The sequence below is a fragment of the Sphingopyxis sp. genome (genome assembly GCF_965279755.1).
Taxonomy (GTDB): Bacteria; Pseudomonadota; Alphaproteobacteria; order Sphingomonadales; family Sphingomonadaceae; genus Sphingopyxis.
In genome coordinates this window covers 3,184,524-3,202,842 of sequence record NZ_OZ257261.1, presented here as the reverse complement: position 1 = coordinate 3,202,842, position 18,319 = coordinate 3,184,524, and the positions used below count along the sequence as shown (strand labels likewise).

Here is an 18,319-nt window from a genome sequence, read left to right as displayed (position 1 = left end):
TTCCCGTGCGGAGTTCGGCCCTGCCCTATGTCACCTGCGGCTATTGCCAGACGCTTATCCGGCGCGAGGGCGACAATATCGAGGCGATCGGCAAGGTCGCCGTGCTGCCCTTCGACGTGTCGCCGCTGCAACTCGGCACCACCGGACACTGGCGCGGTACGCGCTTCACGCTGGTCGGCCGCGTCCGCTGGGGCTGGTCAGACGGATCGTGGAACGAATGGCTGGCCGAAGGCGACGACGGCAAGCATCGCTGGCTGGGCGAAGCGATGGGGCAGTATCTGATCAGCGAAGAATATCCCGCACTCTTCGATCAGCCGGCCATCGCGGCCTTCGCCGCCGGTGAGCCGATCGCGGTCGGCACCCTCGCCGTGGTCGGCAAACTCCGGTTCGAGGCGAGCGACGTCAAGGAAGCCGAATGCCTCGGCAGCGAGGGCGACCTGCCGTTCGCGACACCGATCGGCCGCAAGATGACGAGCGTCGATTTCCGTTCGCCGACCGGCGACGCGCTCAGCCTGCAAAGGGACGAAACCGGCGCGACCGCCTGGCTCGGCGACTTTCTGGAGCTTCAGCAACTTGCACCCGGCAATCTGCGTGCGATCGAAGGCTGGTCGATCCCGGCGGCCTTGCAATGACGGCCGAACGCGCGATCACCTGTCCCTCGTGCGGCGGTTCGATCGCAATCAAGGCGGCGGGCCATTCGGTCTCGCTCGGTTGCCAATATTGCGGCGCGCTTATCGACGTCGCGCACCCCGACGTCGCGGTGATCGCCAAATACCGGACAGCCCTGCAGGGGCTTCCGATCCCGCTGGGAACACGCGGCACGCTGTTCGGCACCGAATGGGAAGTGATCGGTGCGCTCGCACGAAATGACGGCGACGTCTATTGGACCGAATTTCTGCTGTTTAACCCCTATGGGGGATATCGCTGGCTCGTCCATAGTGAGGACGAGTGGCAGTTCGGCACGATGCTGCTCGATCGCCCGATCGCCGACGGGCGAAGCGCGCTGTGGCGGGGCGCCCGATACGACATCGATTATGACCCTGTCACGACGACGACCGACCGCGTCGTCGGCGAATTCTATTGGCGCGTGCGCGCGGGCGACCGGGTCACCGCATCGACCTACAGCAGCGGCAACGACATGCTCTCGGCCGAATGGACGAATGGCGAGATCAACTGGACGCAGCTGGTGTCGCTGAGCGAAGCCAATATCCGCGCCTCGTTCGGCCTTCAGCCGGCGGAGCCCGCCGACGGCGGCTGGGACGACGATGACGACGGTGGTGGTGGCGGGCTGGGCCTTCTCGGCGGCGCCTATAGCGATTTCACCAGCGCGCGGGGGATGCGTCAGGACGATCTGATGAAGATGTTCCTGATGGGACTCGCGACCCTGTTCGCCTCGCTGGTGGTGATGATCGGCTTCGGCATTTCGACCCAGTCGGTGGAGAACAGCCTGAACGTCGCCGTCGATGGCGAGGAACAGAGCCTGAAGATCGGTACGCTGACGATCGGCCGGTCCTATCAGCCGGTGACGATCGAGGCGCGGTCGAGCAGTTTCGACAACCGCTGGATCGATCTCGATTACATGCTGGTCGATCAGGCGACGCAGCGTGCCCACACCGCCTATGGCGTGGTCGAACGCTATTCGGGCAGCGACGGCGACGGCCCGTGGACCGAGGGCGGCTATTCGGCGACGGTCAAGTTCGGCTCGATCCCGCGCGGCACCTATGATGTCGTCGTCGATGCTGGCGCGCACGCCTGGCCGGCGCCGCTGACCAGCCAGCTGAACCAGCCCGCGCCCTCCGGCTCCGATTCCCGGCCTTGGGACATTCAGCAGCCCGCCGCCTGGAGCGGCGGCGAGAATGTCGAGGTCCATTTTCAGGCGAGCGCGGGCGGCGTCATGTGGAGCAATCTGTGGCTCGAAATGGCGCTGTTGTTCGGCATGCCGCTGATCATCCTCTGGTGGCGTTCGGACTAGGAATGAAACGATGACGCAGCGCCTCTATCTCTTCGCCGCCTGGTGCTTTCTGGTTTTTGCCGGATCGGCGATCGCTTCTTATTACGCCTGGTCTCCCTTTTCGGACGAGAGCCGCGGCGGGGTCGTCGCGGTGCGCGGCCCGACCCACAAATAAACGCGCGAAAGGACAGTCATGCTGACAACCGATATCTTCCTCGCCACCCTCATCTACGCGGTCATGGGGATCGTCATCTTCATCGTCAGCTTCGTGCTCGTAGATCTGCTGACGCCAGGCAAGCTGTGGGCCGAGATCATCGAACGCAAGAATATGGCGGTGGCGCTGCTTGCCGGCTCGGTCGCCATCGGCATTTCGAACATCATCGCCGCGGTTATGCATGGCTGATGACGAAAGGCCCGAAGTCGGTGGGCCTTCTCTTGCCTTTGTCCTGCTTCTTTCCGTTCTGGTCGTCGCGACCTGCGGACTGATCTACGAGCTTTTGGCGGGAACGCTGGCGAGCTACCTGCTCGGCGACAGCGTTACGCAATTCTCGACCGTCATCGGCGTCTATCTGTTCGCGATGGGAATCGGCAGCTGGCTTTCGCGCTATGTGCGCGGCGACGAGCTCGGCATTTTCCTGCGCGTCGAGCTGATGATTGCATTGCTCGGCGGCTGGTCAGCGGCGGCGCTGTTCCTGCTGTTCCCCGTCGTCGGCGATTTCCGCTTCGCGCTCTACACGCTCGTGCTGGCGATCGGCACGCTCGTTGGCCTTGAAATCCCGCTGCTGATCCGGATCCTGAAAAGTCGGTTCGCCTTTCGCGAGCTGGTGTCGAACGTTTTGACCTTCGACTATGTCGGCGCCCTGCTCGCCTCGGTCCTCTTTCCGCTGGTTCTCGTCCCGCAGCTCGGCATGATCCGCACCGGCTTTGCGTTCGGGATCGCGAATGTCGCGGTCGCCCTCGCGCTTATCTGGGTGCTGCGGAATTCGCGGCGCATCCTGTTCGACCTGATCGCCGCACTGCTGGTTCTCGCAACGCTCGTCGGCGGCCTCGCCAATGCCGAGCAGTTGCAGCGGTGGTCCGAAGTCGCCTTTTATGACGAGCCGGTGGTCTATGCGCGCTCGACGCGATTTCAGCGGATTGTGCTGACGCGCCGCGGCGACGACCTGCGCCTCTACCTCAACGGCAATCTGCAATTCTCGTCGCGCGACGAATATCGCTATCACGAGGCGCTGGTGTGGCCGGCGATGGGCCGCGTCGCCAACCCCGCAAACGTGCTGATCCTCGGCGGCGGCGACGGCCTCGCCGCGCGCGAGGTCTTGCGCGACCCGAAAGTGCGCGCGGTGACACTCGTCGATCTCGACCCCGAAATGACCCGGCTGTTTCGCGACAGCAAGACGCTGGCGGGGCTCAATCGCGGCGCGCTGTCCTCGCCCCGGCTGCGCGTCGAAAATGCCGATGCCTTCGGCTGGATCCGCCGCGCCCGCGGTTCTTATGACGTCATCATCGTCGATTTTCCCGATCCCACCGAATTCGCGCTCGGCAAGCTCTATACCGAAAGCTTCTATCGCGAGGTCGCGCGTATCCTGAAACCGGACGGCGTGATGACGGTACAGAGCACCTCGCCGCTGATCGCGCCGCGGTCCTACTGGACGGTGGCGAGCACGCTCGAAGCGGCGGGGCTGACCGTACGCGGCTATCACGCCTATGTCCCGAGTTTCGGCGAATGGGGCTTTACGATGGCCGGCCATGGCATGGTCCCCACCACTGCGACGTTACCTGCCGGGCTGCGGTTTCTGACCGCAGAGAGCGAACCGCTGCTCTATCAGTTTCCGCCAGATATGGCGCGGCGACCGACGCCGGTGAACCGGCTCGACAATCAGGCGCTTGTGCGAAGCTTCGCCGAGGAATGGGGCCATTATGAGGGATGACCCCACGCGCCGCGGGCTTTTGGTGCGCGGCGCGGGACTGGCAGCAGCGGCGATGCTCCCCGGCGGATGCGGCCCGGCCGAAGCCTTTCCCGGCACGATCGACGGTGTCGATATGGCGCGCGGGCACCGGCTGCGCGATCGCCGCTTTCCCGCGCCCGAACCCGACGAGGAGGAAACCGCCGGAATCCTGATCGCCGGCGGCGGGGTAGCCGGCCTCGCGGCCGGATGGACCCTCGCCGAAGCGGGCTATGATGATTTCATCGTCCACGAGCTCGAAGATCGCGTCGGCGGCAACGCCCGCTCGTGCCGCAATGCGGTATCGGCCTATCCGCTCGGCGCCCATTATCTTCCCGTGCCCAACCGCGAAGCTGGCGCGCTCCGCCACATGCTCGATCGCTTCGGCATGATCGTCGGCCACGATGCCGAGGGCGCGCCGCGCTATGATCCCTACCAGCTCTGCGCCGATGCGGAGGAGCGCCTCCTGTGGCGCGGACAGTGGCAGGAGGGGCTGTTTCCGCGCAAGGGCCTGTCGCCCGAAGACATCCGGCAACGCGATACCTTCTTCGCGCGCGTGGAGGGCTTCAAGAGCGCGGTTGGACGCGACGGTCGCCCGGCTTTCGCTGTCCCCGCAGCCTATTCGAGCCGCGACCCCGACTATCTGTCGCTCGACGCGCAGAGCTTTGGCGCCTGGCTGCGCGCGAACGGCTTCGACTCGCGCCCGCTGCTCGCGCATCTTCGTTACTGTTGCCGCGACGATTACGGCACCGAACCCGACCATGTCTCGGCTTGGGCCGGCCTGCACTATTTCGCCGCGCGGCGCGGCTGGGCGGCCGACGGCGATGGTGACCGCGAGCTGACCTGGCCCGAAGGAAACGGGCGTCTCGTCGCGCTGATGAGCGAACGGCTCGGCCCGCGCGTCCGCTCCGCCAGTACCATCTTCGCGGTCCGGCGCGACGGCAACGGAGTCGTCGTCGACCGCTTCGACCATCGGCGCGGCCGTTCGGTTCGCACCCGCGCCCGCGCCGCGATCATCGCCATGCCGCATTTCGTGGCGGCCCGCATCGCGCCCGGCGAAAGCGCCGGCAAGTCCTTCTCCTATGCGCCTTGGGTCGTCGCGAATGTGACCGTCAGCCGCCCGCCCAAAGGACGCGGGGCAGCGCTGGCGTGGGACAATGTCTCGGCAAGCAGCGAGTCGCTCGGCTATGTCGTCGCGGCGCACCAGACCGCCGGCACCGCGGGTGGGCCGCGGGTGCTGACCTGGTATCTTCCCTTGTCACGCGAGGCACCAGCCGACGCGCGCAAGCTCCTGCTCGAACGCACGCTGCACGACTGGCAGATGCTGGTCGCCGACGACCTTCTGGCGATGAACCCCGATCTTGCCGGAGCGATCGAACGTATCGACGTCTGGCGCTGGGGCCATGCGATGATCCGGCCGGTTCCGGGTTTCCTGTCCGATCCCGCGCGCGCTGCCGCGCAGCAATTTGCACCGCCGATTTTCCACGCCCACTCCGACATCAGCGGACTGTCGCTTTTCGAAGAAGCGCATTATCGAGGGGTGGCGGCGGCCGAGGCCGCGATGCAGACCCTCGGCCATTCCTTTACGAGTCTCATCTGAATATGCCCCCGCGCCCTCTCCTCCATGGCCTGCACCTGATCGCCGATCTCGCGACGAGCGAACGGCTCGACGATCCGGCCTTCATCGCCGCGATATTGCGCGACGCCGCCGCGGCGGCGAAGGTGACGTTGCTGGAAGTCCGGCTACACCATTTTGGCGGAGGCAATGGCGTGACCGGCGTTGCGCTATTGGCCGAATCGCACATCTCCATTCACACTTGGCCGGAGGATGAGCTGGCTGCCGTCGATATTTTCGTCTGCGGGGCGCAAGCCGACGCCGAGGCGGCGCTGACGCAAATAACATCTGCTCTGGTTGCGAAGGTCCTGAAGGTCGCCCGTATCGAACGGCTTGCACGCTCCGTGGCGCAGGAGATTTGACCGGATTTGGCCGATAGCGGACCGGCAGCTCTTAGACGAGAATTTCAAAAGGCGTTCGGCGGGTGGCACGGCGCCGAGCCTTCAGGTGAAAAATGTGGGCCGGGCGCCTGATAGCGCCGCACGAAGGCGGCATGAACACAAAGCTGCATGCTGTGACCGACGGCGAATGGTCGCCCCATCTTATAACATCGGTGTGCGAGAAAGCGGGAATGACGAGACGTTATTCGTCAATAAACGCCGCCAGTAACGGCACGACAATCTCGGGCGCCTCAACCGTCGGCAGATGCCCTGCCCCGGCGATCATCTCCAACCGCGCTCCCGGGATCGCGTCCAGCATCTCGTCATGATGTGCGCGGCTGGTGATGCCATCCTTCTCGCCCCAGATCAGCAAGGTCGGCACCGCAATCTCCCCAAGTCGCGGGCGGCTGTCGATGCGCGCCATGATCGCGCGCTGCTGCGCGAGGAATGTGTCGGCGCCGGTGTCTGCGGCCATCTGCCGCGCAATACCGAGCAGACGGGCGTCGCCGCGCTTTTCCTCGGGAAACAGGATAGGGATACGCTCCTCGACGACCTGGTCGAATTGGCCGCTTTCGACGAGGTCGATATAGCCCTGCCGCCGCGCGGTCTGCGCAGGCCCATCAGCCGATGCCAGCGTCGAGATCAGGACCAGCTTCGCGACGCGCTCAGGCGCGCGGCGCATCACTTCGAACGCGATAAAACCACCCATCGCATGCGCGACAAGTACAAATTTTGGCGGAGCGTTATCGAGCAGGCGCCGCGCGAAATCTTCGATCGTGTCGTCGCTCCGGTTGTCGGCGACAATGACCTCGCGGTCGGACCAGGCGTCGAGCAAAGGCTGCCAGACCGCTTCGGTCAGCAACTGACCGGTAATGAGAACGACGGGAAGCGACATTAGACCACCTGATGCAGAAGGGGTTCGCCAGCCATCAGCCGGCGGCAATTTTCGTGTGCGACCGTGAGGCTACGCACAAGCGTTTCGGGGGTGAGCCAGGCGATGTGCGGCGCCAGCACCGCATTCGGCAGGCCCAGCAGCGGGTTGCCGCGCGGCAGCGGTTCCTCGGCGAACACATCGAGGCCGGCACCTCGCAGGTGGCCGCTGGCCAAGGCCCGGACCAATTTGCCTTGGTCGACCAGCTCGCCGCGCGCGGTGTTCACAAGCACCGCGCCCTTCTTCATCGCGAAGGGATCGATGGTGCCACGCGTTTCCTCCGTCAGGGGAATGTGCAGCGAGACGATATCGCTCTCTGCCAGCAGGCGATCGAGCGGCAGATAGTCATAAGGTCCGTCATGCTGACTGCGCGCGGTGTAGACCAACCTCGCCCCGAGCGCCTTCAATGCCGGCGCCAGCAACTGCGCCGAATTGCCGAAGCCGACAAGGCCGATCGTGCGCCCGCCGATCTCCCCCACACTGTCGAGTTCGGACGGATCGGCGGTCCAGCCTTCGCCGGCACGGGTACGAGCGTCAAAAAAGCAGGTCCGGCGCAGCACCGCCATCATCAGCGAGAGGGCCATTTCCGCAACCGCTTGGCTGTTGGTGCCGGGCATGTTGCACACGGCGACTCCTTGATCGCGAGCGGCGTCGAGCGCGATGGTGTTCACACCGACACCGAGCTTCTGGATCAGTTTCAGGTTCGGCGCCGAGGCTATGAATTCGGGGGTCACCGGGGTCAGGACATGGAGCAATGCGGTGATATCGGGCGCGACCGCATCGAGCGGTGCGGCCTCATCGACGTGCTTCACCACGCCCGCCCCGAAAATCGCATCGACAGCCTCGCGAAACCCCGGGCTCGGCCGAGCGTGAAGGACGATCATGCGTGCACCGCCCCGATCGAACCCGCGAATGCGGAGAAGCCCGCAAACACCGCGTCGGCGCCCATCGATTCCTCGATCCGCAGCATTTCGTTCCACTTCGCCATGCGTTCGGACCGCGTGAAGCTGCCGACCTTCAATTGCCCCGCGTTCCAGCCGGTTGCGAGATGCGCGATGGTGACGTCCTCGCTTTCGCCCGAACGCGCCGAGACGATCGCGCCCCAGCCGCGCGCGACGGCCGCGTCGAGCGCGGCCTTCGCCTCGGTCACAGTACCGACCTGATTGACCTTGATCAGCGCCGCGTTGCACACCGCCGCCTCGCCCGCACGTTCGACGCGCGCGGCGTTGGTGACGAGGACGTCGTCGCCGATGATCTGGACCGTTTCGCCGATCGCGGCGGTCACTGCGATCATCGTCGTCCAGTCGTCTTGTCCCGCCGGATCCTCGATCGACAGGATCGGGTAGCGCTTCGCCCATTCGATGATGCGCGCCGCCATTTCCTCGCCCGACAGCTTGCGGTCGTCGAGAGCGAGCTCATAGCCGTCGGCATCGCCGAGCTCGTTCGCCGCGATGTCGAGCGAGATGAACACATCTTCGCCTGCACGATGGCCGCTCGCCTCGATCGCCTTCGTCAACGTATCAAGCGCATCCTCGTTCGAAGCAAAATTCGGCCACCAGCCGCCTTCGTCGGCGACCCCCGTCAGCGGGCCTTTGGCGGCCATCAGTCGGCCAGCGGCGCGATAGACATCGTCGGTGATTTCGAGCGCGCGACGGAAACTGCCGGCGTTCGGGCACATGATCATGAAGTCCTGCACATCGGTGCGCCGTCCCGCGTGAGCGCCGCCGCCGAAGATCTGGATCTCGGGGAGCGGCACGCGCACTTTTTGCCCGTCGGCGAGGTAGCGCCACAGTGGCTCGCGCGCATCGGCGGCGGCAGCGTGCAGCACGGCCATCGACACCGACACGATCGCATTGGCACCCAGCCGCGCCTTGTTGAGCGTGTTGTCGAGCGCGCACAGCACAGCGTCGACCGATGCCTGATCACGCGCGTCCATGCCGGTAATCGCGCCCGCGATTTCCGATCCGATCCCTGCGACCGCACGGTTGACGCCGAAGCCGCCGAACGCCGTGCCACCATCGCGAAGGTCGATCGCCTCATGCGCGCCGCGCGACGCACCCGCGGGTGCAATCGCGCGCCCGATGGCGCCCGATTCCAGCACGACCTCGGCCTCGACCGTCGGCCGCCCGCGCGAATCCCAGAGCTGGCGGCCTGTTACGGAGGCGATACGCGAGGTCATGCAAGATTCCTTTTCCAGTTGGCGACGAGCGCATCGATCGGCTGCGGCGCCAGAATGAGCGCGCGCGCCTGATCGCGCACGGCGCGCTTGTGTACAGAGTCGGTAAGATAGGGCGCGGGCGACTTGCCCTCGACGCGGGCAAGCAGCAGCGCCGCGGTGAGCTCGCCAGCCCGCAGCAGCAGCGCGTCGGCATCTTCCCAGTCGATGCCCGCACGATAGGCGGTGACGAGCGCAACCGCCGCCTCGTTCAGCCGGGCGTCGCCCAACCACACGGCCTTGAGCAACAAATGGGTCGTACAGAATGCAAGGTCGAACGCAGGATCGCCATAGGTGGCGCATTCGGCGTCGAGAAACACCGGCCCTTCGGCGCTGACGAGAATATTCTTGGGACTCACGTCGCCATGAACGAGCGCGATCTTGCGCGCGGTCAGGTCGCCGGCGAGCGCCGTCAGCACGGGCGCTAGTTCGGCGTCATGCTGCGCAACATAGAGCAGGAAGGGGTCGACGCGCAGCGCGCGGAACATCGCATCGTTGGGGAAGGCCGCGCGGTCGTCGTCGTTGTGCGCGGTCGCTGCGTGGACTGCCGCAATTCCCTGCCCCACCTGCGCAGCAAAGGGCACGTCGATCCGCCCCGCCATCAATTCGTCCTTCCACACCGGGCAGCCGGGCAGAAAGCGCATGGCGAAGGCGTGCCCGGTGGGCAGCTCGGCCAGTACCTCGGGCGCGATACTGGCATCTACGCCGCGTGCGCGCCGCAGCCAGCGAACTTCGCTCTGCCCGCGTTCGACCGGCGCAAGCCACTCGGCAGCGACGCGAAGTTGCGGCAACGGACGCTTGACGACAATCGGACCCCCGGGCGTCTCGACCTTCCAGACGTCGCACGACACGCCTCCGGTCAGTGGCTCGAGGACGACATCGCCCTCTCCCACTAGGCCGGCGTCGCGCAATCCGTCGATGATGTCGGCGTCGACCGTCACGTCACAGCTTCTCCCGGATCCACGCGCCGACCAGATCGGCCGCATTCTGGCGCTCTTCGATCGAGTCCTCGAAATAATGCGCGCCGGGGATCAGTTCGAGCGTCTTGTCCTGTGAACCGAGAAAGTCGAAAATCTTGTGTGCGTCGCTTGGGAAGACCCCGGTGTCGGCAGTTCCCTGTACCACCAACGCGGGCGTATCATGCTTCACCAGATGCGGCTGCCCCTGACACGGCGAAGTTTCGAGGCTCCACATGTTGAGCCAGGTCTTGATCGTGTTTGCGCGGCCGATGCTGGGCGTGCGGTTCGCGATCGCCGGGTCGCCGCGATAGCACCAGTTGGACTTGCGGTCCGACGGGTCGATCGACGGATCGACGCAGCGGATGTCGCCCCAGCAGCGGAACATCGGAAAGATACGGTCGGGAATGCCCGCGTCGTTGAGGCGCTTGAGCTCAGCCTTGGCCCAATCGGTGATCCGCTGGTTGCGCGCACGCTGTGCGGCGCGATATTTTGCAATGAACGCCTCCGAATAGGGCGGCCCATTGTCCGGGTTGAACGGATCGAGTTCGGGATCGGTCAGCGTCGGATCATTTTCGTCGATCACCGATGCGTCCATCCAGTCGGTCAGCACTTCGGGCCGCCCCTGATGCGCATTGAAGCTGATGTAGAGATCGCCCTTCACGAGGCTCGCCAGCGCGTCCTGTCCGATCGACGGCAAGCGGTCGGTCAGCGTCGGCGCGATCGCCTCGGCCTGATAGGCACCCATCAGCGAGCCGCCACCCGAGTTGCCAAGGATGACGATCTGTTCGACCCCGGCCTTTTCCTTGAGCCACGTCATCCCGACCCCGATATCGAGTATCGCATGCTCGAGCAGGAACTGGTCTTCGACACCGCGATAACGCGTATTCCAGCCGAGAAAGCCGAAACCCTGCCGCGCAAAATAGGGGGCGATATAATGTTCGGAGAAATCGACATTATAGTGGGTCGCGATGATCGCGACCTTCGGCCGCTTGCCGCTTTCAGTCCAGTATATGCCCTGGCACGGGTGCCCGCCCGCCTGAATGCGCGGCGCCGTCGGCGACACCAATCCGATGAATTGCGCGTCCAGTCCTTCGATCCCGTTCGGATCCAGCATTATGTCTCTCCTGATATGATTATTGTCAGCGGGTCACGTCGAAAGGCAGTTTATAGCCGTCGAGTCCCGCGCGGATCGCCTTCTTGTCGATTTTGCCTGTGGGGCCGAGCGGGATGGAGCCGACGAACAGCACATCGTCGGGCATCCACCAGCGCGCGATCTTTCCGTCGAGATAGGCCTTGAGATCATCGGCTGACGCTCTCGCTCCCGGCTTCAGCTCGCAAAGGAGGATTGGCCGTTCGTCCCACTTGGGATGCGCGATACCGACGACCGCCGCGTTCGCCACCGCATCATGCCCCATAGCGATATTCTCGATCTCGATCGAACTGATCCATTCGCCGCCCGACTTCACGACATCCTTCGCGCGGTCGGTGATCTGCATATAGCCTTCGCCGTCGATCGTGCTGACGTCGCCGGTGTCGAAGAAGCCTTCGGCGTCGAGAACATCGCCGCCCTCGCCGCCGAAATAGCCGCGAGCGATCGTCGGCCCCTTGATCATAAGCCGGCCGGGGGTCTTGCCGTCGTGCGGCAGTCGATTGCCGGCGTCATCGACCAGCTTCATCTCCAGCCCGCAAAGCAGACGGCCCTGTTTCAGCTTGTACGCCATTTGCGCATCGTCGCCTTTTGCCGCAACCGACGCGTTGGGGACCGACACCGTGCCGAGCGGCGAAGTTTCGGTCATACCCCAACCCTGAATGACGTCGACGCCATAGTCGTCGCGGAAGGTACGGATGATCGATTCGGGGCAAGCCGACCCGCCGATCGTCACGCGCTGAAGCGTCGTGAAGCGCTTTCCGTTTTCCTGCATATATTGCAGCAGCATCTGCCACACCGTCGGGACGGCGGCCGAATAGGTCACGCCCTCTTCCTCGATCAGATTATAGATCGATTCGCCGTCCATGCGCTGGCCCGGCAGGATCAGCTTTGCCCCGACCGCGGGCGCCGAATAGACGACACCCCAGGCATTGGCATGATACATCGGCACGACGAGCAGCACGGTATCGCGCGCCGACAGGCCGAGCGCGTCACGCTGGAGCGTCATCAGGGCGTGAATATAGTTCGAGCGATGCGAATAGAGGACGCCCTTGGGATTCCCGGTCGTGCCGCTGGTGTAGCAGAGGCCGCACGCTGCATTTTCGTCGAAATCGCCCCACGCATGATCGGCCGGCTGGCCGGCGATCCAGTCGTCGAAGGAGACGGCAGGATAGCTGGTCTTCGGCAGCGAGTCCGCGTCGCAGAAGAAGATCACCTTCTCGATGCTCGGCACCTGCGGCAGTAACTCTTCAACCAGATCGGCGGTCGCGGGATCGGCGATCAGCAGGCGGTCGCCGGCATGGTTCGCAATATAGGCGATCTGCTCAAGGAACAGCCGCGGATTGAGCGTATGGAGGACGATGCCCATACCCGCAGCGCCATACCAGGCGGCGAGATGGCGTGCGCTGTTCCATCCCATCGTCGCGACACGGTCGCCGGGCTTCATTCCTTCGGCCGCGAGTGCGTTCGACACCCGCTTCGCATCGGCATGGATGGCGGCATAGGTCGAGCGGGTCACCCCGCCTTCGGCATCCCGCGACACCACTTCGCGGTCGCCGTGCCACGCTGCGGCATGGTCGATGATCCGGTCTACCGTCAGCGGCACATTCTGCATCAACCCGTCCATGCGGCGCGTATCTCCCTCGCTTCACCAGAAAGATAGTATACTAAGCATTTTACCTTTGCAACGCTGCTCCCGCCTTGCTTCGCCCGGCACGCTCTTCTAGCGTGGCGTGTCGGCCTGCCGCCGGCAACAGGGGTATATCGCCAGCACCGCATGCACACCAACCAGCTTATCATCGCCCTTTTCCAGCGCTTTTGCTGGCTTGACGAAGGCCTTCAGGCCCGGCTTCACAATCGCGGCTGGCCCGACGTCAGCCGGCCGCAATCGATGGTGATGACCAATATCGTCACCGGCATCGTTCGTCCGTCCGACATAGCACGCAACCTTGGCGTCTCGCGTCAGGCGATCCACAGCACGATCAACCAGATGGTCGCGGTCGGCATCGTGGCGCTGGAACCCGATCCCGATGACCGTCGCCACATGGTCGTCTCGTTGACCGAGACCGGCGCACGAATGCGACAGGATGCGCAGCATGCCATGGACGCGCTGTCCGACCAGCTCGCCGAACGGCTGGGTCAGGACCGGTTCGCCGAGCTGATCGCCACGCTCGAGGCCGACTGGGGCGACAACATCGAACGCGAAGATCCGGACTAGGTCGCAAGCGCCTTTGCCACGGCGACCAGCCGCGCGGCGGTCATGTCAACCAAGGTCGCGGGCAGCGGCTCGACGAGATTGCCGTCAGCATCGAACGCCGCGTGGGCATTCGGAATCAGCACCTGTTCGGGAATGACGAGCGTCTGGATCGTCGAGAGGATCTGGCGCAGGTGCATCAGTCCGCGCAGCCCGCCAAACGGGCTGATTGACGCCGACATGACCGCGCTCGCCTTGCCGCGATAGGCGCTCAGCGCGACGAGCGATTCGTCGCCGGTGGGGCGCGACGCCCAGTCGATCGCATTTTTGAGCAATGGCGGCAGAGAGCCATTATATTCGGGCGAAAGGAACAGCAGCCCGTCCTGGGCAGCAAACACCGCTTTCAGCCGCTGGGCGTCCGCCGGAAAGGCATTCGCTTCCAGAGCCGCCGAATAGAGCGGCAGGTCAAAGCTGGCGAGATCGACATCGGTAACCGTCGCGCCATGGCGCTCAAGCGCAGCAATCGCGAGCTTTCCCAGGGCGCGGTTGAACGAGCCCTCGCGCGTGCTTCCGACAATTACAGCAATTTTCGTCAATCTTCCCTCCCGTCAAAATGATTAGAATACTAATCTATTTTCGAGACGGGTCGCAACACCCTTTGGCGCGAACGTCAGGCTTTGACGTCCGAGAGCGTCGAGAGCTTTGCTGCTTCATCGGCCAAATTATCGATAACCCTGCGCATCAGCGCCTGCAGAGTCTCGACCTCTTCGTCGGTCATTCCGCGCGTCGCAACTTCATGAACCTCGGCATTCATCGGCGCGAGGACCAGCTCGAGCTTCTTCGCGTGCGGCGTCAAATAGATGAAAGTCTTGCGCCGATCGTCCTCGGTCTTCTTGCGCGTAATGAAGCCGGCCTTTTCGAGCCCCTTCAGCGCGACCACCGTCGTCGGCTCGCGCATCCCTACGCGCTCGCTGAGTTCGCGCTGCGTGACCCCGTCTTCGCGCCACAATTGGCGCAGGAACCGCCACTGTCCCGCCGACACGTCATGCTTCAGCGTCCCGCGCTCAAGCAGCCGCGAAAACGACCGAAAAACGATACGGGCAAGATAGCCGATACTGTTTTCCGGGTTGGTGTAATATTCGGCGGGATGCCGAAAGACTTTGTTCTTTGCCACCAGACTTCCCCTTTTTCCCGAACCTTAGGCCTCTACGAATCGCGCGGCAATAGCTTCGGGTATCGATATCGTTGGACAAGCCATGCTCGCGATTATACTTAGGATACTAAGTTATTGAGAGAAGCCCATGGAAAAATTCACCCGGCTGACCGCCGTCGCCGCGCCGCTGCCGCTTGCCAATGTCGATACGGACATGATCATCCCTGCACGATATATGAAGGCCCTGACGCGCAACGGCTTGGGCCGGCATGCATTCCGTGAATTGCGCTACGCCCCGGACGGGACCGAACGCGACGATTTCGTCCTTAATCATACAGGCTGCAGGGCCGCGCAGATATTGATCGCCGACCGAAACTTCGGTTGCGGATCGTCGCGCGAGCATGCGGTATGGGCGCTCGCCGATTTCGGAATCCGCTGCGTGATTGCGCCCAGTTTCGGCGACATATTCTCGAACAATGCACGCAAGAACGGCCTGTTGCTGATCCGCCTGCCCGACGATGTTTGCGAGCGGCTGCGCGACGAAATCGCCCTGTCGCAGTTCGCGCCGATCTCGATCGATCTGATCGGGCAGCACATCATCCTGGCATCGGGCGAAGCGATCACCTTTGCTATCGATCCCGACGATCGCCGGACGCTGATCGAAGGCCTCGACGACATCACCCGCACGATGCGCCACGAAGGCGCCATCGCTCGCTTCGAGGCGACGACCTAATCGAGATTGGCAGGATCGGCGATACGGCCGGCAATTGCGCTCGCGGCGGCGAGTGCCGGGCTCATCAGATGCGTGCGCCCGCCGCGCCCCTGACGATTTTCGAAATTACGGTTCGAGGTTGCGGCACAACGCTCGCCGGGTTGCAGCCGATCGGCATTCATCCCGACGCACATCGAGCAGCCCGGCTCGCGCCAGTCGAATCCCGCCGCGCGGAGCACCCTATCGATGCCCTCGGCCTCCGCCTGCCGCTTCACCAGCCCGGATCCGGGAACGACCATCGCGCGCACATGCGGCGCGACGCGGCGACCGCGCACGACGTCGGCGACGATCCGCAGATCCTCGATCCGGCTGTTCGTGCAGCTGCCGATGAAGATGCGGTCGAGCCGCGTTCCGGCGATCGGCTGGCCGGGCGCCAGATCCATATAGGCAAGCGCGCGTTCCGCCACGGCGCGCGCATCATCGTCGGGCAGCGTGGCGGGGTCCGGTATCAGCGCATCGATGCCGATCACCTGCGACGGATTCGTCCCCCAGCTAACCATCGGGCTGACCGTCGCCGCGTCGATCGAGACCTCGCGGTCGAAGCGGGCATCGGGATCGCTGGGCAGCGCATGCCAGCGGGCAAGCGCCTCGTCCCAAGCTGCACCCATCGGAGCCGCCGGGCGCCCCGCGAGATAGGCGAAGGTCGTTGCGTCGGGCGCGATCAACCCGGCGCGCGCGCCCATTTCAATGCTGAGATTGCAGAGAGTCATCCGGCCCTCCATCGAGAGAGCTTCTATGGCGTCGCCCGTATATTCAATGACATGCCCCGTGGCACCGTCGACGCCGATCACAGCGAGAATATGAAGCGCCAGATCCTTGGCGTGGACGTGGGGTCCCAATGGCCCCTCGACGCGGACCCGCATGTTGCGCGACCGGCGCTGGCGGATCGTCTGCGTCGCAAGCACATGCTCGACCTCCGACGTCCCGATCCCGAAGGCGAGCGCGCCGAACGCGCCATGGGTCGAGGTATGGCTGTCGCCGCAAACGATCGTCATGCCGGGCTGCGACCGCCCCTGCTCGGGCCCGACAACATGGACGATCCCCCCGCGCGGATCGCCCATCGGAAAATTCTCGATCCCGTGCCGGCGGGTGTTCTCGACAAGCGCCTCGAGCTGGGCGCGGGCTTCAGCATCTTCCACGCCTGCGGGGCCAGCGGCCTGCCCTGTCGTCGGGACGTTGTGATCGGACAGCGCCAATACCCGTTCCGGACGCCGCACGGGCCGCCCTGCGGCGGCCAGTCCCGCGAACGCCTGCGGCGAGGTCACCTCGTGGAGCAGATGCAGATCGATGTAGAGAAGCGTCTCGCCATCGTCGTCGGCGATCGCATGGGCATCCCATATCTTGTCGTAGAGCGTTCGCGGCGACGTCATCGCGCGCCGGCTTTCGTCCTGCCGATAGCACAATCGTTCATATTGTCTTTCCTGTCCCCCGATTGCATTTGCACCGTTGCGCCCCGGCCCCTATTTACTTAGAATACTAATTATATAGGCCGAACGCGGCGCGCGAGGCAAGTGGGCGCGATGGGGAGACGGACGATTCGGCGATCGGCAGCAAGGCGAGCACCGGCAAATGGCCGCCTGAAAGACATGATGTGAACCCGATCTGGCTTCCCGCATCGCTGTTCGGCGGCCTGTTCCAGGCGTGGCGTACCGCGCTTCAGCAACGTTTGCGGGCCGAACTCAGCGTGAGCGGCGCGGGGCTCGTCCGCTATCTCTATGGCCTGCCTTTCGCGTTCCTGTTCGCCGCGGCATGGCTAGGACTGCGCGGCACCACATTGCCGCCCTTTTCCTCCGCCTATTTTGGCCTTTCCGCCATTGGCGCCGTTACCCAGATGGCGGGGACCATCCTGCTGATCCTCGCTTTCGGTCATCGCGGTTTTGTCGTCGGCACCGCCTTTTCCAAGACCGAAGCGATTCAGGCAGCGCTGGTCACCGCCCTCTTCCTGGGCGAGCGCCTGCCGCTGCTTGCGTGGGCGGGGATATTGGCCGGGGTCGCAGGCGTGCTGATCCTTGCATTGGCCGGCGGAGGAATTTCGGCGCGACAGGCGTGGCAAGCGCTCCGCCAGCCGGCAGCCCTGTGCGGGCTTGGCGCGGGATCGATGTTCGCGTGCGCCGCGATCGCGATCAAGCTGGCGACCGCCGAGTTGCCCGAACTTGATGTCGTCGCCTCGGCGCTGGTGACGCTGGTCGTCGTGATGGCGATGCAAAGCACGCTTCATCTGGGATGGATCATCGCGCGTGATCGCGGAACGCTGGCTGCGGTGGCGCGCTCGTGGCGCTCGTCGAGCCAAGTCGGTCTGCTCTCCGCGCTTGGTTCGGCATGCTGGTATACCGGCTTCGCAGCGGCGCCCGCCGCGCTAGTGCGGATCGTGGGTCAGGTCGAGGTGATCTTCACCATCGGCTTCGCTCACTTCTATCTGCGCGAACCGGTGCGCTGGCACGAAGCGGTGGGTCTGTTGCTTGTAGCGATCGGCGTCGTGCTCGCGCTGCTCGCGACCGTGTGATCAGAGAGGCACGTACTTCAGGCGGATGACGTCGTCATCAATCCGGTCGTGCGCCACCAGACGAAGCGGCGGCCGGGGGCCTGCGAAATAGGGCGTGCCCCGACCGAGCACGACAGGGTGCAGATATATCCGATATTCGTCGATCAGGCCAAGAGTGGTCAGACTGTTCGCAAGATCGGGGCCGGCAACTTCGATCTCGCCTTCATGGGCCGCTTTCAGGTGGCGGACAGCGCGCTCCAGGTCGCCGCCGATCAGCACGGTGTTCGGACCGACCGACGGCGACAAGCGGGACACGACCCACTTGCGCTGCGCCCGCCACGCGTCCGCAAAAGCCCGCCGGTCCGCATCCCATTCGGGGTCATCCGCATCCCAATAGCGCATAAGGTCGTAGACATGGCGGCCGTACAGGCTGCCGGTCTGTTCGCGCGCCTCCTCAATGAAATGGCGAAACAGCGTCGCGCTCGGCCCGAACGCCATGTGATCGACATAGCCGTCGAGCGACTGGTTCATCCCGAACACAAGCCTGGCCATGGTCTGCCTCTTCTGCGGAACGGCC

20 protein-coding genes and 1 pseudogene are annotated in these 18,319 nt (G+C 64.4%); 11 read left to right on the top strand and 10 right to left on the bottom strand.

What is annotated here, in order from left to right:
• The first annotated feature begins 5 nt into the window (after positions 1–5).
• From ACQY80_RS15820 to ACQY80_RS15785, 8 genes and pseudogenes are all read left to right on the top strand, one after another.
• Positions 6–632, top strand: coding sequence for a DUF4178 domain-containing protein (locus ACQY80_RS15820; protein ID WP_428681532.1), 627 nt, complete (start codon positions 6–8; stop codon positions 630–632).
• Complete coding sequence (locus ACQY80_RS15815; protein ID WP_428681530.1) at positions 629–1,972, top strand: DUF4178 domain-containing protein; 1,344 nt, start codon at positions 629–631, stop codon at positions 1,970–1,972. The genes ACQY80_RS15820 and ACQY80_RS15815 overlap by 4 nt, the downstream gene beginning before the upstream one ends.
• Positions 1,973–1,982: 10 nt before the next feature.
• Positions 1,983–2,126, top strand: a complete 144-nt coding sequence (locus ACQY80_RS15810) for a hypothetical protein (protein WP_428681528.1) — start codon at positions 1,983–1,985, stop codon at positions 2,124–2,126.
• Between the two features lie 18 nt (positions 2,127–2,144).
• Complete coding sequence (locus ACQY80_RS15805; RefSeq protein ID WP_428681526.1) at positions 2,145–2,354, top strand: DUF350 domain-containing protein; 210 nt, start codon at positions 2,145–2,147, stop codon at positions 2,352–2,354.
• Positions 2,347–3,879, top strand: coding sequence for a polyamine aminopropyltransferase (locus tag ACQY80_RS15800; RefSeq protein ID WP_428681524.1), 1,533 nt, complete (start codon positions 2,347–2,349; stop codon positions 3,877–3,879). The genes ACQY80_RS15805 and ACQY80_RS15800 overlap by 8 nt, the downstream gene beginning before the upstream one ends.
• A complete protein-coding gene (locus tag ACQY80_RS15795; protein ID WP_428681522.1) occupies positions 3,869–5,494 on the top strand; it encodes an FAD-dependent oxidoreductase in 1,626 nt (541 codons plus the stop codon). Before ACQY80_RS15800 ends, ACQY80_RS15795 begins: the two co-directional genes overlap by 11 nt.
• A gap of 2 nt (positions 5,495–5,496) precedes the next feature.
• Positions 5,497–5,871, top strand: a complete 375-nt coding sequence (gene speD, locus ACQY80_RS15790) for an adenosylmethionine decarboxylase (RefSeq protein ID WP_428681520.1) — start codon at positions 5,497–5,499, stop codon at positions 5,869–5,871.
• A gap of 67 nt (positions 5,872–5,938) precedes the next feature.
• A pseudogene (locus ACQY80_RS15785) lies at positions 5,939–6,047 on the top strand (IS5/IS1182 family transposase); the annotation flags it as partial.
• 44 nt (positions 6,048–6,091) lie between these two features.
• On the opposite strand, the gene ACQY80_RS15780 reads toward ACQY80_RS15785, so the two are convergent.
• The 6 genes from ACQY80_RS15780 to ACQY80_RS15755 are packed head-to-tail and all read right to left on the bottom strand — an operon-like array spanning position 6,092 to position 12,768.
• Positions 6,092–6,784: an alpha/beta fold hydrolase gene (locus ACQY80_RS15780; RefSeq protein WP_428681518.1), complete on the bottom strand. Its 693-nt coding sequence runs from the start codon at positions 6,782–6,784 to the stop codon at positions 6,092–6,094.
• The gene (locus ACQY80_RS15775; protein ID WP_428681516.1) at positions 6,784–7,704 is read right to left on the bottom strand and encodes an NAD(P)-dependent oxidoreductase; all 921 of its coding nucleotides are present in this window, start codon (positions 7,702–7,704) and stop codon (positions 6,784–6,786) included. Before ACQY80_RS15775 ends, ACQY80_RS15780 begins: the two co-directional genes overlap by 1 nt.
• On the bottom strand, positions 7,701–8,999 hold the full coding sequence (gene eno, locus ACQY80_RS15770) for a phosphopyruvate hydratase (protein ID WP_428681514.1): 1,299 nt from the start codon (positions 8,997–8,999) through the stop codon (positions 7,701–7,703). Before eno ends, ACQY80_RS15775 begins: the two co-directional genes overlap by 4 nt.
• A complete protein-coding gene (locus ACQY80_RS15765) occupies positions 8,996–9,976 on the bottom strand; it encodes a phosphotransferase family protein (protein ID WP_428681512.1) in 981 nt (326 codons plus the stop codon). The genes eno and ACQY80_RS15765 overlap by 4 nt, the downstream gene beginning before the upstream one ends.
• Before the next feature lies 1 nt (position 9,977).
• Positions 9,978–11,108: an alpha/beta hydrolase gene (locus ACQY80_RS15760; RefSeq protein WP_428681510.1), complete on the bottom strand. Its 1,131-nt coding sequence runs from the start codon at positions 11,106–11,108 to the stop codon at positions 9,978–9,980.
• Between the two features lie 25 nt (positions 11,109–11,133).
• Positions 11,134–12,768 (bottom strand): long-chain-fatty-acid--CoA ligase, encoded by a 1,635-nt coding sequence (locus ACQY80_RS15755; protein WP_428681508.1) that lies wholly within the window; start codon positions 12,766–12,768, stop codon positions 11,134–11,136.
• A 150-nt stretch (positions 12,769–12,918) separates the two neighbouring features.
• Here ACQY80_RS15755 and ACQY80_RS15750 point away from each other — a divergent pair, with 150 nt between their 5' ends.
• Entirely contained in the window at positions 12,919–13,359 is a 441-nt protein-coding gene (locus tag ACQY80_RS15750) for a MarR family winged helix-turn-helix transcriptional regulator (RefSeq protein WP_428681506.1), read from the top strand.
• On the opposite strand, the gene ACQY80_RS15745 is transcribed toward ACQY80_RS15750, so the two are convergent.
• Together ACQY80_RS15745 and ACQY80_RS15740 are read right to left on the bottom strand one after the other, a co-directional pair.
• Complete coding sequence (locus tag ACQY80_RS15745) at positions 13,356–13,931, bottom strand: NADPH-dependent FMN reductase (protein ID WP_428681504.1); 576 nt, start codon at positions 13,929–13,931, stop codon at positions 13,356–13,358. The genes ACQY80_RS15750 and ACQY80_RS15745 overlap by 4 nt on opposite strands.
• Positions 13,932–14,005: 74 nt before the next feature.
• Positions 14,006–14,509, bottom strand: coding sequence for a MarR family winged helix-turn-helix transcriptional regulator (locus tag ACQY80_RS15740; RefSeq protein ID WP_428681502.1), 504 nt, complete (start codon positions 14,507–14,509; stop codon positions 14,006–14,008).
• Positions 14,510–14,636: 127 nt separating this feature from the next.
• Here ACQY80_RS15740 and leuD point away from each other — a divergent pair, with 127 nt between their 5' ends.
• Complete coding sequence (gene leuD, locus ACQY80_RS15735) at positions 14,637–15,221, top strand: 3-isopropylmalate dehydratase small subunit (RefSeq protein WP_428681500.1); 585 nt, start codon at positions 14,637–14,639, stop codon at positions 15,219–15,221.
• On the opposite strand, the gene leuC is transcribed toward leuD, so the two are convergent.
• Positions 15,218–16,630: a 3-isopropylmalate dehydratase large subunit gene (gene leuC, locus ACQY80_RS15730; RefSeq protein WP_428681498.1), complete on the bottom strand. Its 1,413-nt coding sequence runs from the start codon at positions 16,628–16,630 to the stop codon at positions 15,218–15,220. The two genes, leuD and leuC, sit on opposite strands and share 4 nt — an antisense overlap.
• Before the next feature lie 221 nt (positions 16,631–16,851).
• Here leuC and ACQY80_RS15725 point away from each other — a divergent pair, with 221 nt between their 5' ends.
• A complete protein-coding gene (locus ACQY80_RS15725) occupies positions 16,852–17,763 on the top strand; it encodes a DMT family transporter (protein WP_428681496.1) in 912 nt (303 codons plus the stop codon).
• Here the strand turns inward: ACQY80_RS15725 and ACQY80_RS15720 are convergent, their stop codons facing one another.
• Positions 17,764–18,273, bottom strand: a complete 510-nt coding sequence (locus tag ACQY80_RS15720; RefSeq protein ID WP_428681494.1) for a dihydrofolate reductase family protein — start codon at positions 18,271–18,273, stop codon at positions 17,764–17,766.
• Positions 18,274–18,319 lie beyond the last annotated feature (46 nt).

Coding starts and splice junctions, on each gene's coding strand:
- eno (WP_428681514.1), bottom strand. CDS start 8,999: ATGACCTCGCGTATCGCCTCCGTAACAGGCCGCCAGCTCTGGGATTCG.
- leuD (WP_428681500.1), top strand. CDS start 14,637: ATGGAAAAATTCACCCGGCTGACCGCCGTCGCCGCGCCGCTGCCGCTT.
- ACQY80_RS15755 (WP_428681508.1), bottom strand. CDS start 12,768: ATGGACGGGTTGATGCAGAATGTGCCGCTGACGGTAGACCGGATCATC.
- ACQY80_RS15760 (WP_428681510.1), bottom strand. CDS start 11,108: ATGCTGGATCCGAACGGGATCGAAGGACTGGACGCGCAATTCATCGGA.
- speD (WP_428681520.1), top strand. CDS start 5,497: ATGCCCCCGCGCCCTCTCCTCCATGGCCTGCACCTGATCGCCGATCTC.
- ACQY80_RS15775 (WP_428681516.1), bottom strand. CDS start 7,704: ATGATCGTCCTTCACGCTCGGCCGAGCCCGGGGTTTCGCGAGGCTGTC.
- ACQY80_RS15805 (WP_428681526.1), top strand. CDS start 2,145: ATGCTGACAACCGATATCTTCCTCGCCACCCTCATCTACGCGGTCATG.
- ACQY80_RS15810 (WP_428681528.1), top strand. CDS start 1,983: ATGACGCAGCGCCTCTATCTCTTCGCCGCCTGGTGCTTTCTGGTTTTT.
- ACQY80_RS15780 (WP_428681518.1), bottom strand. CDS start 6,784: ATGTCGCTTCCCGTCGTTCTCATTACCGGTCAGTTGCTGACCGAAGCG.
- ACQY80_RS15795 (WP_428681522.1), top strand. CDS start 3,869: ATGAGGGATGACCCCACGCGCCGCGGGCTTTTGGTGCGCGGCGCGGGA.
- ACQY80_RS15750 (WP_428681506.1), top strand. CDS start 12,919: ATGCACACCAACCAGCTTATCATCGCCCTTTTCCAGCGCTTTTGCTGG.
- ACQY80_RS15815 (WP_428681530.1), top strand. CDS start 629: ATGACGGCCGAACGCGCGATCACCTGTCCCTCGTGCGGCGGTTCGATC.
- leuC (WP_428681498.1), bottom strand. CDS start 16,630: ATGACGTCGCCGCGAACGCTCTACGACAAGATATGGGATGCCCATGCG.
- ACQY80_RS15720 (WP_428681494.1), bottom strand. CDS start 18,273: ATGAACCAGTCGCTCGACGGCTATGTCGATCACATGGCGTTCGGGCCG.
- ACQY80_RS15800 (WP_428681524.1), top strand. CDS start 2,347: ATGGCTGATGACGAAAGGCCCGAAGTCGGTGGGCCTTCTCTTGCCTTT.